General features: G+C 69.5%; 13 protein-coding genes. 9 read left to right on the top strand and 4 right to left on the bottom strand.

Annotation, left to right across the window (positions count from 1 at the left end):
- Positions 1-50 precede the first annotated feature (50 nt).
- Positions 51-1262 carry a radical SAM family heme chaperone HemW gene (gene hemW / locus AB0M51_RS01525; RefSeq protein ID WP_344190057.1) on the bottom strand — a complete coding sequence of 404 codons (1212 nt, stop codon included), beginning with the start codon at positions 1260-1262 and terminating at the stop codon, positions 51-53.
- Between the two features lie 237 nt (positions 1263-1499).
- Between hemW and AB0M51_RS01520 the strand changes: the two genes are divergently transcribed.
- From AB0M51_RS01520 to AB0M51_RS01495, 6 genes are all read left to right on the top strand, one after another.
- Positions 1500-3506, top strand: a complete 2007-nt coding sequence (locus AB0M51_RS01520; protein ID WP_344190059.1) for an MDR family MFS transporter — start codon at positions 1500-1502, stop codon at positions 3504-3506.
- A 287-nt stretch (positions 3507-3793) separates the two neighbouring features.
- Positions 3794-5335 (top strand): hypothetical protein, encoded by a 1542-nt coding sequence (locus AB0M51_RS01515; protein WP_344190061.1) that lies wholly within the window; start codon positions 3794-3796, stop codon positions 5333-5335.
- Positions 5336-5342: 7 nt separating this feature from the next.
- The gene (locus AB0M51_RS01510; RefSeq protein ID WP_344190063.1) at positions 5343-6332 is read left to right on the top strand and encodes an ABC transporter permease subunit; all 990 of its coding nucleotides are present in this window, start codon (positions 5343-5345) and stop codon (positions 6330-6332) included.
- Positions 6333-7223 (top strand): carbohydrate ABC transporter permease, encoded by an 891-nt coding sequence (locus AB0M51_RS01505; protein ID WP_344190065.1) that lies wholly within the window; start codon positions 6333-6335, stop codon positions 7221-7223.
- A 4-nt stretch (positions 7224-7227) separates the two neighbouring features.
- Positions 7228-7833 carry a DUF624 domain-containing protein gene (locus AB0M51_RS01500; protein WP_344190067.1) on the top strand — a complete coding sequence of 202 codons (606 nt, stop codon included), beginning with the start codon at positions 7228-7230 and terminating at the stop codon, positions 7831-7833.
- On the top strand, positions 7830-8609 hold the full coding sequence (locus AB0M51_RS01495) for a DeoR/GlpR family DNA-binding transcription regulator (RefSeq protein WP_344190069.1): 780 nt from the start codon (positions 7830-7832) through the stop codon (positions 8607-8609). The genes AB0M51_RS01500 and AB0M51_RS01495 overlap by 4 nt, the downstream gene beginning before the upstream one ends.
- A gap of 3 nt (positions 8610-8612) precedes the next feature.
- Here AB0M51_RS01495 and pdxA read toward each other — a convergent pair whose 3' ends face one another.
- From pdxA to AB0M51_RS01480, 3 genes are read right to left on the bottom strand one after another with little or no spacing between them, the layout of a single operon-like run.
- Positions 8613-9635 carry a 4-hydroxythreonine-4-phosphate dehydrogenase PdxA gene (pdxA, locus tag AB0M51_RS01490; RefSeq protein WP_344190071.1) on the bottom strand — a complete coding sequence of 341 codons (1023 nt, stop codon included), beginning with the start codon at positions 9633-9635 and terminating at the stop codon, positions 8613-8615.
- Entirely contained in the window at positions 9632-10834 is a 1203-nt protein-coding gene (locus tag AB0M51_RS01485; protein ID WP_344190073.1) for a four-carbon acid sugar kinase family protein, read from the bottom strand. The genes pdxA and AB0M51_RS01485 overlap by 4 nt, the downstream gene beginning before the upstream one ends.
- Positions 10831-11637: a DeoR/GlpR family DNA-binding transcription regulator gene (locus AB0M51_RS01480; protein WP_344190075.1), complete on the bottom strand. Its 807-nt coding sequence runs from the start codon at positions 11635-11637 to the stop codon at positions 10831-10833. Before AB0M51_RS01480 ends, AB0M51_RS01485 begins: the two co-directional genes overlap by 4 nt.
- 107 nt (positions 11638-11744) lie before the next feature.
- Here AB0M51_RS01480 and AB0M51_RS01475 point away from each other — a divergent pair, with 107 nt between their 5' ends.
- The 3 genes from AB0M51_RS01475 to AB0M51_RS01465 are packed head-to-tail and all read left to right on the top strand — an operon-like array spanning position 11745 to position 14682.
- Positions 11745-12911: an exo-alpha-sialidase gene (locus AB0M51_RS01475; RefSeq protein ID WP_344190077.1), complete on the top strand. Its 1167-nt coding sequence runs from the start codon at positions 11745-11747 to the stop codon at positions 12909-12911.
- On the top strand, positions 12908-13861 hold the full coding sequence (locus tag AB0M51_RS01470) for an aldo/keto reductase (protein WP_344190079.1): 954 nt from the start codon (positions 12908-12910) through the stop codon (positions 13859-13861). Before AB0M51_RS01475 ends, AB0M51_RS01470 begins: the two co-directional genes overlap by 4 nt.
- A 44-nt stretch (positions 13862-13905) precedes the next feature.
- Positions 13906-14682, top strand: a complete 777-nt coding sequence (locus AB0M51_RS01465) for an aldolase/citrate lyase family protein (RefSeq protein WP_344190082.1) — start codon at positions 13906-13908, stop codon at positions 14680-14682.
- The last annotated feature ends 5 nt before the right edge of the window (positions 14683-14687 follow it).

Raw genomic sequence — 14687 nt, 5'->3', positions numbered from 1 at the left:
TCACTTCGCCGTCCGGCAGCCGCGTCCGTTGCCGACGGGTGGCGGAGCGGTCAGGGCAGCAGGTCTCGCACCACCGCGTCCGCCAGCAACCGCCCGCGATCGGTCAGCACGAGCCGCCCGTCCGCCACGACCGCGAGACCGTCCGCGACCACCTGGTCCGCCGCCGCCCGCCCGGCCGCGTCGAGCACGTCGAGCGGCAGACCGGCCGACAACCGCACCTCGAGCAGCACCCGCTCGACCCGCCGGGTCTCCGCGTCCAGCGTCTCGCGCGCGTACGCCGGACTCTCGCCGGCCGCGATCCGCTCGGCGTACGCGGTCGGATGCTTCACGTTCCACCACCGCACCCCGCCGGCGTGGCTGTGCGCCCCCGGGCCGATCCCCCACCACGTGTCCCCACGCCAGTACAGCTCGTTGTGCCGGCAGCGCGCCGCCGTACTGCGAGCCCAGTTGGACACCTCGTACCATCCCAGACCCGCCGCGGACAGCAACGAGTCGGCGAGCACGTACTTGTCCGCGAGGTCGTCGTCGTCCGGCATCGGCAGTTCGCCCCGCCGGATCCGCCGGGCGAGTTGCGTACCGTCCTCGACGATCAACGCATAGGCGCTCACGTGGTCGGGCTCCGCTGACAACGCCGACTCCAGCGACACCCGCCAGTCGTCCAACGACTCACCCGGCGTGCCGTAGATCAGGTCGAGGTTCACATGCTCGAAGCCCGCGGAGGTTGCCTCCTTCGCGGCTTCGAGCGCACGCCCGGGACTGTGCTGCCGGTCGAGGATCTTCAAGACGTGCGAGGACGAGCTCTGCATGCCGAAGCTGACCCGGTTGAAGCCCGCCTCGAGCAGCGCCTCGAGGTACGCCGGGTCGACGGACTCCGGGTTCGCCTCGGTCGTCACCTCCGCGTCCGGCGCGAGCCCGAACTCGTCCCGGACGGCCGCCAGCATCTTGCCGAGATCGGCCGCGGGCAACAGGGTCGGCGTACCGCCCCCGAAGAACACGGTGTCCACCGGCCGGTCAAGGTCCCGCAGCACCTGGCGCGCCAGCCGGACCTCCGCGACCGCGTTGCCGGCGTACGACGCCTGCGATCCGCCACCGCCCAACTCGCGAGCGGTGTAGGTGTTGAAGTCGCAGTACCCGCACCGCGACGCACAGAACGGCACGTGCAGGTAGAATCCGAACGGCCGCCCGGCGGCCTCCCGGACAGCAGCTTCCGGCAGCGCCCCGTCCCGGGGCGCAACCTCCCCCTCGGGCAATGTCGACGGCACCCACCCATCGTACGGGCGCCCACCGCGCGCGACGTCGCCCTCACCCGCCCCACGCCCCACGGCCCACGCCCCACGGCCCACGCCCCCGCCACTTTGTGCACCAGATCCGTACTCCGACGCCGATCCGGTACGGATCCCGTGCACAAAGTGGCGCCCGGGCGGCCGGGGCTGGGTTTCTTGACCGGATCTCCGTCGTTTCGTGGTTACTGGGAGTGCGGGAATGGCTACATTCGGGTCATGGAGACCGAGGCTCAGCCTGTCGGACGTGCCACCCGGAACGCGGTCGTGGTGGCGATCATGCTCGGAATGCTGCTGGCGGCGCTCGACCAGACGATCGTGGCGACCGCGCTGCCGACGATCGTCAGCGACCTCGGCGGCGCCAACCACCTGTCCTGGGTGGTGACGTCGTACCTGCTCGCCGAGACCATCATGACCGCGCTGATCGGGAAGTTCGGCGACCTGTACGGGCGCAAGCCGATGTTCCTGCTGAGCGTCGTGCTGTTCCTGGCCGGGTCCGCGCTCTGCGGGATGTCGCACTCGATGCTCTGGCTGGTCGGGTCCCGGGCGATCCAGGGCCTCGGGGCCGGCGGCCTGATGGTGACCGCGATGGCCGTGATCGCGGACGTCGTACCGCTCAGCGAGCGCGGCCGGTACCAGGGCGTGATGGGATCGGTGTTCGGGGTGTCGACGGTCGCCGGGCCGCTGCTCGGCGGGCTGTTCGTCGACCACCTGAGCTGGCGGTGGGCGTTCTACGTCAACCTGCCGCTCGGCGTCATCGTGCTGATCGTTGCCTCGATCACCCTTCCGTCGGTGAAGGCCGCGGTCGGGCCGACGATCGACTACCTCGGGATCCTGTTCATCGGGATCGCCGCGACCGGGCTGACGCTGGTCACCACCTGGGGCGGGAACGAGTACGCCTGGACGTCGCCGGTGATCATCGCGATGGCAGTCGGGTCGGTGGTCGCGCTCGGCCTGTTCGTGGTCGCGGAACGGCGGGCGCCCGAACCGCTGCTGCCGTTGCGGTTGTTCCGCTCCCCGGTGTTCACGGTGTGCTCGATCATGAGCTTCATCATCGGGTTCGCGATGCTGGGCGGGGTCACGTACCTCCCGACGTACCTGCAGTTCGTGCACGGCGCCTCGGCGACCGAGTCGGGGCTGCAGATGCTGCCGCTGGTGTGCGGGCTGCTGGTCGCGTCGGTGGTGGTCGGCCAGATCATCAGCAAGACCGGGCGGTACCGGCTGTTCCCGATCTTCGGCACGATCCTGATCGGCGTCGGGCTCTTCCTGCTCTCACTCCTCGACAACACCACGTCGTACGTCGAGACCGCGGGGTTCATGGTGGTCCTGGGGCTCGGCGTCGGCGCGTGCATGCCGGTGCCGACCGTCGTCGTACAGAGCACCGTCGACTACTCCGACCTCGGCGTCGCGACCTCCGGGGTGAGCTTCCTGCGGACGATGGGCAGTTCGTTCGGGGTCGCGGTGTTCGGGTCTATCTACGCGCACCAACTGCCGGAGAAGCTCGGCGTGGCCGTCCAGACCGCGAGGGTCGACCCGCGGCTGGCGGCGACCGTGGAGGGTGTCCGGGGGCTGCCCGACGCGGCGCGCTCGGTGATCACCGAGGCGTACGCCGACTCGCTGCACGTGGTGTTCCTCTGGGCGGTGCCGGTGGCCGGGCTGGGGTTCCTCACCGCGTTGCTGCTCAAGGAGGTCCCGCTCCGTGACACCGCGCGGATGGCCGCGTCCGACGTCGGCGAGAACTTCGCGGCGCCGGCCTCGTTCGACTCCGAACGCGAACTCCAGAAGCTCGCCGCGCTCGTCGTCCAGCACCACAAACGCAACCCGGCGCCCGAGGTCCTCGCGCAGTCCGGACTGCCGCTGAGCGCCGCGCAGACCTGGCTGATCATGCGCGTCTTCCGCGGCGGCGCGGAGTCCGGGTCCGCCACCCTCGCCGAGATGACCGGCGACCTGCGGATGCCGCCCGGCGTGCTCGAACCGCTCGCAACCCAACTGGTTGCCGACGGCTACTTGTCGGAGACGCTCGGCCACTACCGCTTCACCACCCTCGGCCTGGAGATGTTCCAGCGCTTCGTCGGCGCGTTCCGGGTCTGGATGCTCGACCACCTCGCCGACTGGGACCCGGAGAACTCCGACGCCTTCTCACAGGCCGTCGACCGCCTCGCCGAGCAGATGATCGACCAGGGCCAGTCCCTCACCACCGGCAAACACGCCCTCGCCACGACCTAACCGATCCGCGCAGGATGCGCAGAACGAGCCCGCCGGTTGGCCACGTGGAGCCATCACGCGCAGATAGCGGACGCAAGTTGCGCGAGATGAGCAGAAATCGCCTGAACTGCTGCGCGGAACGCTAGACAGCGCGCGGTTCGCGCAGTAGCGTGCTCGGCACAGTCTTCAGCCCGTTGCAGGTGATGGGGGTACGGCAGTCAGTTGCCGACCGGGCGCCGGGGCCGGGTGAACCCCGCCGCCGCGTGCCCGCCTGCCTCAAGGAAATCCCAGCGCGAAGGAGTACCCACATGAGGACGATGCGGTTCGCCCGTGTTATCGCCTCGGTCGCGGTCATCGGCCTGGCCGCCGGCGCTTGCTCCGGCCAAAGTGACGACGGGGCGGGCGGCGGGTCCGGCACCGAGTTCAGTTACCGGCTGCCGGACCGGTTCAAGGCCTGGCTCGACGACCTGAACTGGCTGCCGGAGCTGGAGAAACAGTCCGGCGTGAACGTGCAGACCATCGACGGCGGTCCCGAGGACGGCTACTTCCAGCAGCTCGACCTGGCGCTCAGCTCGGGCAAGGTACAGGACGCCGTGATCGCGAACATCTCGCAGACCGAGGTGTACGGCGAACAGGGCGCGTTCCAGGACCTCGCGCCACTGATCGAGAAGGACGCGCCGAACCTGAAGAAGTACATCGACGCGAACCCGAAGTACAAGCAGCTGATCACCGCCAAGGACGGCAAGATCTACGGGCTGCCGACCGAGTCGCCGCGGATCTCGCCGGTCACCTTCTACCGCTCCGACATGCTGAAGGCGGCCGGCATCACGAAGCCGCCGACCACCGTCGCCGAGCTCACCGACGCGCTGCGGACGCTGAAGAAGCACTTCGCGAGCACCAAGAACTACTTCCCCCTCACCGGCCGGGACGCTTTCCTGCGGTGGGCCTACGTGTACGACGCGGCCTTCCGCGCGGACGCCGACGGAACCGTGCACGGCATCGCCGACGACAAGCTCGGCAACACCGACCTGCTGTCCCCCGGCTTCAAGGACATGATCACCTGGTACCACCAGCTGTACACCGAGGGCCTGGTGGACCCCGAGTGGATCGCCGGTGCGAACACCGAGGACAGCTGGCAGACCAAGATGCTGACCGGTCGCGGCAGCGTCTCCGACGACTTCTTCACCCGGCCGAGCTGGTTCCTGGAGAACGGCGGCCCGAAGAACGACCCGAAGTACGCGATCGACGTGATGCCGGCGTTCAAGACCACGACCGGTGCCCAGGGCAAGGTTCCGGCGAACCCACGGTGGAACCTGAACCGGGTGTTCGCGATCAGCTCGGCGGCGAAGAACGCCGACGCGATCATGAAGTTCGTCGACAACCTGTACTCCGAGAAGGGCGAGACGACCATGCACTACGGCGTCGAAGGGACGTCGTACAAGGTGGTCGGCGGCAAGCCGCAGTACACGCTGGACTTCGCGGTCGAGGGCAACAAGCCGGCCGGCACCAAGGCGTGGAACTTCCTCCAGGACCGGCTCACCTTCCCGGCGCCGGTGGACAACCAGGCGTACTACCAGTGGATGGACAAGAAGACCAAGTCCTTCGCCGGCCAGTACTTCAACGCCTACCTGACCGACACGCCGGTGATCAAGTACGACGCCGACCAGCTGAAGAAACGCACCGATCTGCTGGCCGCGGTGGAGCCGTTCGTGCTCGCGGAGCTGACCAAGTTCGTCAACGGCAAGCGGCCGATGACCGAATGGGACCAGTTCGTCGCGGACGCGAAGCAGAAGGGCTACCAGCAGCTGAACGACATCGAGAACGCCGCCTGGTCCGCGACGAGCAAGTGAGTCGATGATGGCGACCACTGAACTGACCCGTCCGTCCACCCGGCCGGCCGCTGCCAAGCGGCCGGCCGGTGGCCGCGCCCGGCTGGCCAAGCTCGGCCGGTCCCTGCGCCGTGACAAGTTGCTGTACCTGATCCTGGTGCCGGGCCTGATCCACCTGGTGCTGTTCAAGTTCGCACCGGTCGGTGCGCTGGTGATCGCGTTCCAGCAGTACAGCCCGTTCCAGGGCATCAGCGGGAGCAAATGGGTCGGCTTCGACCAGTTCCACCGGTTCCTCACCGATCCCGGCGTACTGCGGCTGGTGAAGAACACCGTACTGCTTGCCTTCGGCACCTTGTTGTTCGCGTTCCCGATCCCGATCGTGTTCGCGCTGTTCCTGAACGAGGTCCGCACCAAGTGGCTGAAGAAGTCCGTGCAGACGCTCAGCTTCGTGCCGTACTTCATCTCGTCCGCGGTACTGGTGAGCATCCTCTACACGCTGCTGTCGCCGCAGGGCGGCCTGGTGAACAAGGTGATCGAGGCGTTCGGCGGGCACCCGATCTTCTTCTTCGCCGAACCAGGCTGGTTCCGGCCGCTGTACATCGGGATGAACGTCTGGCAGACCTTCGGGTACGGCACGATCATCTACATCGCGGCGATGGCCGGCATCAGCCCGGCGCTCTACGAGGCCGCCGAGATCGACGGCGCCGGCCGCTGGAAGCAGATGTTGCACGTCACCCTGCCGTCGATCCGGCCGATGATGATCGTGATGCTGATCCTGGCGATCGGGCAGGTACTCACGGTCGACCTGGACAAGATCCTGCTGATGTACAACCCGAGCGTGTACGAGACCGCGGACGTGGTGCAGACCTACGTCTACCGGCAGGCGTTCGCGTCCCGCGGGTTCCCCAACTACAGCTACGGTGCGGCGGTCGGCCTGATCCAGGGCGTGATCGCACTGGTGATGGTCGTGACGGCCAACCGGGCCGCCAAAAAGGTCAACGATTCGGGGCTGTTCTAGATGGCTGCCACTACCGGGCGATCCCGGTTCAGCGCGTTCGGCGTGGTCAACACCACGATCCTGGTGATCATCGCGCTGCTCTGCATCTATCCGTTCGTCTACATCATCTCGGTGTCGCTGTCCGACGGCCGGTTCGTTGCCGCGGGCCACGTCTTCGGCTGGCCGAAGGGCCTGAACTTCGAGACCTACCGGTACGTGCTCGGCACGCCGCGGCTCGGGATCCTGCGCGGGGTGCTCAACTCCGCCTGGTACACCGCCGCCGGTACCGCGTTCTCGGTCGTGATCACGTTCCTCACCGGTTACGCGCTGTCGAAGAAGCGGCTGGTCGGCGCCGGCGTGATCATGATGGGCTTCATCGTCACCTGGATCTTCGACGCGGGCATCGTGCCGGCGTACATCGTGAACCAGAAGCTCGGCTTCGTCGACAACTGGCTGGTGATGGTGATCCCGTGGGGGTTCAGCACGTTCCTGCTGATCGTCACGATCTCGTTCCTGCGCACGATCCCGGACGAGCTGGAGGAGTCGGCGTTCGTTGACGGCGCCAACGACCTGCAGATCATGTGGCGGATCTACCTGCCGCTGTCCCGGCCGGTGATCGCCACGATCGCGATCTTCTACGCGGTGCAGATCTGGAACTCGTTCCTGATCCCGCTGATCTACTTCCGGGACCGGTCGCTGGCGCCGATCCAGCTGGTGCTGTACAACCTGCTGATCGCCGGGGACGCGGACGCGGCGTCGTTCCAGCAGATCCAGTCGCACGGGCACGAGATCTACCCGGTGAACATCCAGGCCGCCACGATGGTGTTCGCGATCGTGCCGATCCTGTGCTTCTACCCGTGGGCCCAGCGCTACTTCAGCAAGGGCATCCTGACCGGCGCGGTCAAGGGGTGAGCCGATGACCAGGGTGAACTCGGGCATCGCAGTGGCCTGCGACTGGGTCGCCCGGCTGGCGTGGCTCAACCTGCTCTGGCTCGGTACCACGCTCGCGGGGGGCGTCGTCCTCGGCGCGTTCCCAGCGACAGCCGCGATGTACGCCGTACTGCGCCGCTGGCAGACCGATCCGGACAGCCGCGAGCAACGCACAGCCCGCCTGTTCTGGACCGAGGTGCGGGCGGACCTGCTCCGCGCGAACCTCCTCGGGTACGCCGTGGTGCTGGTCGGGCTGCTCCTCGTCGCCGACGGGCTGATCGCCCGCGGCCAAGGCGGCCCGGTCGGGCAGGTGTTGTTCGCACTCGCGGTCGCGGCCGGCGCGATGGTCGTCGTCACCGTCGTCCACCTGCCCTACTTCTATGTGCGGGACCGTGCTCCCGCCCGGGACACCGTGCGGACGGCGTGGTGGTACGCGTTGTCGCATCCGCTCAGTACGTTCGCGATCGTCGCGGTCGCCGTGGTCCTGTCGTTCGTGATGGGCCGTTACCCCGCGCTGGCCGTATTCTTCGGTGTCAGCGTGGTGGGTGGAGTGACGGTGTTCCTCGACGAGCGGGGGTTCAGGTCCGCGTGAGCAGACTGCCTGGGGAGGAGCGGCGGGCGGACATCGTCCGGCGGGCGCGGAGCGTCGGCATCGGAACCGTCGCCGAGCTGGCCGCGGCCTACCGGGTCGCGACCTCGACGATCCGGCGCGACCTCGCGGAACTGACCCGGGCAGGTGAACTGGCCCGCACGTACGGCGGGGCGATCCCGGTGCTGACGTCGCACGAGGCCTCGATGAAACAGCGCCTCGGGGAGGCGTTCGAGGCCAAGCGCGCGATCGCCCGCCGGGCCGCGGCCGACATCACGCCCGGCGAGACCGTCCTGCTCGACGCCGGGTCCACGGTCGGCGCGCTGGCGCACGAGTTGCGCGACAGCGAAGGCGTCACCGTGGTGACCACGAGCCTCGACGCGATGATGGTCCTCGCGGACTCCCCGCAGGTGCACGTCGAGTGCCTGGGCGGGACGTTGCGGCACCTGAGCCACGGGCTGGTCGGGCCGCTGACCGAGATCGCGCTCGAGCGGATGACGTTCGACCGGGTATTCCTGGGCGGCGACGGCGTCTCGGCCGTCGACGGAATCTGCGAGGCCGATCTACGGCAGACCCGGATGAAGGAAGTCATGGCCGCCCAGTCGGCGAAGACGTACGTACTGGCGCATGCCGCGAAGCTCGGGTACCGCCCGTTCCACGCCTGGGCCCCACTGCCGAACGGGTGGACCCTGATCACCGACGACGCGGCCGACCCCGCGGCCGTCGCGGAGTTCCGCCGCCACGGGGTCGACGTACAGATTGCGTCTCCCCTGTCCTGAGGGTTATGTCGCCGGGGTGACGGCGCGGGACAGCTCGGCGGCCTGGCGGAGGGCTTCGATCATGCTGTCCACGCTGACGGTTCCGGTGCCGGCGATGTCGAACGCCGTGCCGTGGTCGACCGACGTCCGGATCACCGGGAGGCCGACGGTGATGTTGACGCCGGCCTCGATGCCGAGCACCTTGACCGGGCCGTGGCCCTGGTCGTGGTACATCGCGACGATCAGGTCGTAGTCGCCGCGGCCTGCGAGGAAGAACGCGGTGTCGGCCGGCAGCGGGCCGCGGGCGTCGATCCCGTCCGCGCGGACCGCCTCGATCGCGGGCTCGATCTTCTCCGCCTCCTCGCCGTACCCGAACAGGCCGTTCTCGCCGGCGTGCGGGTTGATGGCGCAGACGCCGATCTTCGGGGCCGTGACGCCGGAGCTCAGCATCGCGGTGTGCCCGCGCCGGATGGTCCGCTCGACCAGGCCCGGCTCGATCTTCGCGACCGCGTCGATCAGGCCGATGTGGGTGGTCACGTGGATCACCTTCACCTTCGGCGTCGACAGCATCATCGAGACCTCCGGCGTACCGGTGAGCTCAGCGAGGAGTTCGGTGTGGCCCGGGTACAGCCGGCCGCCGGCGTGCAGGGCTTCCTTGTTCAGGGGCGCCGTACAGATCGCCGACACCTGGCCGCTCTGGGCAAGCTCGGCCGCGACCCGGACATAGTGGTACGCCGCGTCGCCCGCGACCGCGCTGACCGCACCCCACGGCAGGTCCGCGGGCAGCAGCGCGAGATCGACGACGTTGATCCGGCCCGGCGTGAACACCGCGTCCGCGACGTGCTCGACCGGGACCACGTCGGCGTCGACGCCGAGAATCGCGGCCGCCTGGCGGAGCCGGCCCGCGTCGCCGATCACGATCGGTCGGCACAGCTCGGCGACGTCGGCTGCGAGCAGTGCGCCGACGCAGACTTCCGGACCGACACCCGCGCCGTCGCCCATGGTGACGGCGATCCGGGGCAGTTCCTGAGGGGCTGACGTAGTCACGATGTAGTGGCCTTCCGGACGGAATGGGGGCGGAGTACGGCGTGAACAGCTGTGTGGATCGCGGTGTGGATGTCGGCGAACGACGAACGCTCACCGAAACTCCCGGGACGAGTGACCACCGGCCGCCCGTCCCCGGTGCGGGACAGCACCGCGCCGTGATGGATCTCGTCGACGACCTCGAGCTGCCGGATCCCGAGCGCGTCCAGCACGGTCCGCGCGGTGTGCCCACCGGTCAGCACCAGCGCCGCACGCCCGTTGCCATCGGCAAGCACTTCCCGGGCGACGGCTGCCAGGGCGCGCGCCACCGCCGCCGGTTCGTGTGAGTCGACGGGCGCCTTCAGCACAACAGTCCCCCCATCGGCCAACACCCTCACGAGCGGGCCAACCTCCGCCTCCCCCAGGAGCGCACCTGGAGTGCTCGGGGCACCCGACCCACCAGAGGTCGGCGGGGTGAAACCCGCCGGCGTCCACGGTGGGGTGACGGTGACCATTTCCAGGTGCGTTTGTTCTTGCAGGGCGTCGAGTTGGTGTTGGGCGATCGGCTCGGCGGTGCCGACGACGTAGAGGATGCCGGTGGCTTCCAGTGTCGCGGGAGTCGTGGGATGAGTGGTGAGACGACGGGCGAGAGCTGCGGCCAGGCCGCCGGCGCCTGCGTAGCGGATGCCGGGGAGGTGCCAGGTAGCGTCGACCAGACGGTCGAGGTCCTCGTCGGTGGACGCGTCGGCGACGGTGATCCCCTGGCCGGCCGGCGCGCCTGCCGGGCGGACAGGGAGGTCGCCGAGGACGTCGTACAGGTTCACGGGCTCGCGGTCCGGTATCAGGAGCCGGCCGTCGACGACCCGGCGGGCGGCGGTCGGCAAGGCCGGGGTCAGCACGATCGGATGCTCGGCCGGGTCGAGCGCGCGCAGATGCGCCACGTAGTTTCCGCGCAGCATCGAGTCGAGCTTGGTGAACAACGGCGCGCCTGTCGTCTCCAGAGCGGCTCGGGCGCGGCGCTCGGCATCGGTCGCGGACAGGTTCCGGGTGTCGAGGTCGATCACGGTCAGTCCGGGAGTCCCGCCCTGCAACTCGCCCTGCAACTCGCCCTGCAATGCGCAATGCAACTGCAGTGCGGTCCGGAGCGGACTGATCCGACGGAACAGCGCAGCTGTCTCGGCGGCCCCGGTCAGGTCGTCGGCGTGAACGACCAACGCGGTCATCGGGAGGACTCGCGCGGCACGACCACCAACTCGCGTCCGGCCCGGCGGAACTCGGCGACCACCTCGGCGTCCGCGTCGGCGTCGGTCACGATCGTGAACGGCCCGTCCAGCCGCGCCCACGAACGGAACGGGCGGTGGTTCAGCTTGGCCGCGTGCACCAGCACGTACACGGTGCTCGCGCGCCGCGCCATCAGCTCCTTCAGCCGGGTCTGCTCGAGCTCCGCCTCGCACAGCCCGCCGTCGCTCGTCACCCCGTCGGCACCGAGAAAGGCGGCGTCGAAGCTCATCCGGTCCAGCGCGGCCTCGGTCAGCGGTCCGACGAACGCATCGCTCATCGCCCGCAACCGGCCGCCGAGGCAGTGCGTGGTGATGTCGTCCCGCCCCTGCACATGTCCCAGGACCGGGATGCTGGCGGTCGTGACCGTCAGGTTCGCGTCCGTCGGCAGCTCGCGCGCGACCAGCGCGACGGTCGTCCCCGCGTCCAGCAGCACCGAACTCCCCGGCTCGATCTGCGCGGCCGCCCATCGGGCGATCGCACGCTTCGCGCCGTGCGCCTCGGTGTCACGCTGCGAGAGCGACAGCTCGGTCCAGCTCGGCACCGCGATGGCACCGCCGTACGTCCGCGCCAGCCGGCCGCTCTCGCTGAGCCGGGCGAGGTCGCGCCGGATCGTCGAGGCGGTCACGCCGAACCACTCGGCCAGCTGCTCGACGCTGGCCAGCCCGCTCTCGGTCGCCAGCCGGAGGATCTCCTCCCGCCGGTCCCGCGAACGCAGCGGCCTGCCGTCGGTCCTCGCCTCGGCCACGGTGACTCCTCTCCTCCGGTCAGGTCTCAGCTTAGCAAAGACTTGCGCGAAAGACGCTGATAGAGTTGCGCGAAGAGCGCGACTTTCCGCCGATTCGAGGAGCTGACGTGACCACTCCGACTGTCCGGGCCGACGGTGCCGTCCGGCCGAACGCCGCCGATCCCGACCTGTCCGAGGCCCTGATCCCGACCCCGTGCACCGAGAATCACGCCTCGTTCCTGGCCTGGTTGCCCGATGGTTCGCTGGGTTGCGCGTGGTTCGGCGGCTCCACCGAGGGCCGACCGGACATCTACATCTACTTCTCCCGGCTCCCGGCCGGCGCCGACAACTGGACCCCGCCGGTGCGCGTTTCGCGCGATGACACCCGCTCCGAGCAGAACCCGGTGCTCGCCGCGCTCCCGAACGGCGAACTCTGGGCGCTGTACACCTCCCAGGAGTACGGATCGCAGGACACCGCGATCGTCGTGCAGCAGCGGTCGACCGATCTCGGGGCGACCTGGAGCGAGCCGGAGACCCTGTTCGACACCGTCGGCACGTTCATCCGGCAGGGTGTCGTGCAACTGGATGACAAGCACTGGCTGCTGCCGGTCTTCCACTGCCATCAACTGCCCGGACGGCAGTGGCACGGTGACGCCGACACCAGCGCGGTCGCGATCACCGAGAACGGCGGGGCGTCCTGGTCCGAGGTCGAGGTCCCGGACAGCACCGGCGCGGTCCACCTGTGCATCGTTGCCCTGGACAACGGTGAGCTGGCCGGGTTCTTCCGGAGCCGGTGGGCGGACGCCGTGTATCGATCGGCATCCTCCGACGAGGGCCGGACGTGGACGGTGCCCACGGCGCTCGACGTACCGAACAACAATTCGTCGATCCAGGTCACGAACGCGGGCGACGGCGTACTGCTGATGGTCGCGAACCCGGTGTCGGCGCCCGCGGAATCGGCGGTCGGCGACGCGTCGCTGGAGCGTTCTGACAAGGACAAGGTGGTCGCGCCGGGCGAAGCGGCGCCGCTGGAGCGGCATGCGGTCTGGGGTCAGCCCCGGCTGCCGCTGAGCCTGTTCAGCTCGCGGGACGCCGGCCTGACCTGGACGCGGGTGCTCGACCTGGAGAACGAGAGCACGCTCGGCCCGGAGCGGGACCTGCCGCGCAAGCGCAGCGGTGCCGAGATGTCGTACCCGACCGTCGTGGTCGACGAGACCGGCGACGCGCACATCTCGTATTCCTACTACCGGGACGCGATCAAGTACGTTCGCGTGCCGCGGGCGAAGTTCGCATGAGCGCCGTGCTGCCGCCGATCGTCCTCGGCACGATGACCTTCGGTGACACTGTCGACGCACGGGCCGCGGCCGAGATGCTGGACGCCGCGCTCGAGCTCGGCGTGACCGCGATCGACACCGCCAACGGGTACGCCGGCGGCGCGAGCGAGACACTGCTCGGCGAGCTACTGCGGGATCGACGCGACCAGGTGGTGCTCGCCACCAAGGCCGGCATCCCGCATCCGGACGCGGACGGAGCGGCCCCGTTGTCGCGGGACGGCGTACGGCGGTGTCTCGAAGCGAGCCTGCGCCGGCTGCGGACCCCGAACGTCGACCTGTTCTACCTGCATCAGCCGGACCGGTCGACGCCGTTGGACGAGACCGTCGGCGTGATCGGCGAACTGCTTGCCGAGGGCAAGATCTCCGCGTGGGGCGTGTCGAACTACGCGGCCTGGCAGATCGTGGAGCTGCGCCGGATCGCCGACAGCGCAGGCGTCGCGCGGCCGGTCGTCGCGCAGCAGCTGTACAACCTGCTCGCGCGGCGGATCGAGGAGGAGTACGTCGAGTCCGCGCTCGCCAACGACCTGGCGACGGTGGTCTACAACCCGCTCGGCGGCGGGCTGCTGACCGGGCGGCACACGTTCGGGGAGCGGCCGGAGCACGGGCGGTTCGGCGACTCGCGGGTGGCCGCGATGTACACCGACCGCTACTGGAACGCGGACCTCTTCAAGGCGGTCGAAGAGCTCGGCGAGCTCGCCGCGACCGAGGGGATCACGCTCGCCGAGCTGTCGATGCGCTGGGTCGCCGGCCGGCCCGGCGTCGACTCGGTGCTGATCGGCGGATCCCGGACCGAGCACCTGCGCAACAACATCGCGGCGCTCCGCGCGGGACCGCTGCCGGACGCCGTACTCGACGCCTGCGACGCCGTCGGCACCCGGCTGCGCGGGCCGATGCCGGCGTACAACCGATGACCTGTGCCAACCGATGACTTGTGCCAACCGCTGAAGGAGAACCTGTGAACGCGAAGAACTTCGCCGATCGGCTGCGCGCCCGTGAGCAGCTCGTCGGGTACTGGGTGGTGCTGGACGCACCGATCGCGACCGAACGCATCGCGCGGATCGGGTACGACTACGTCGCGCTCGACGGTCAGCATGGCCTGCTCGGGTACCAGGGCCTGCTCAGCGGGCTGATGGCGGTGGACGCCGGCGCGTCGCTGGGCACCGGCGCGGTCGGGATGGTCCGCGTCGAGGCCAACCACCCGACGCCGATCGGCCGCGCGCTGGACGCCGGTGCCGCCGGCGTGATCGTGCCGCTGGTGGACTCCGCGGAGGACGCGGCCCGTGCCGTCGCGGCCGCGCGATACCCGGCCGCGGGGATCCGTTCGTACGGCCCGATGCGATCCGGTCTGCGGATCGGCCCGGTGCCCGGCGAGGCGGATGCGGCCACCGTCGTACTGGCGATGATCGAGACGCCGCAGGGGCTCGCGAACGTCACGGAGATCTGCGCGACCCCGGGGCTGGACGGCATCTACGTCGGTCCGTCCGACCTCTGCCTGGCCGTCGGCGGCCGGTTCCCGAACGATCCCGGGGTCGCCGAGGAGTTCGAGGACGCGCTCGCGCTGATCGCGAAGACCGCCCTCGCGGCCGGGGTCGCGGCCGGCATCCACACCCCCGACGGCGCCACTGCCCACCGACGCCTGTCCGAGGGCTACACCTTCGCCACGGTCGCCTCCGACCTGACCCACCTCGAAGCGATCGCCACCACCCACCTCGAGGCCGCCCGCTCGTCGTGACAGCT

This window comes from Kribbella sp. NPDC051137, from assembly GCF_040682535.1.
Classification (GTDB): Bacteria; Actinomycetota; Actinomycetes; order Propionibacteriales; family Kribbellaceae; genus Kribbella; species Kribbella karoonensis.
The sequence above is the reverse complement of the archived record's forward strand: the minus strand, read 5'-3'. Positions and strand labels throughout refer to the sequence as shown.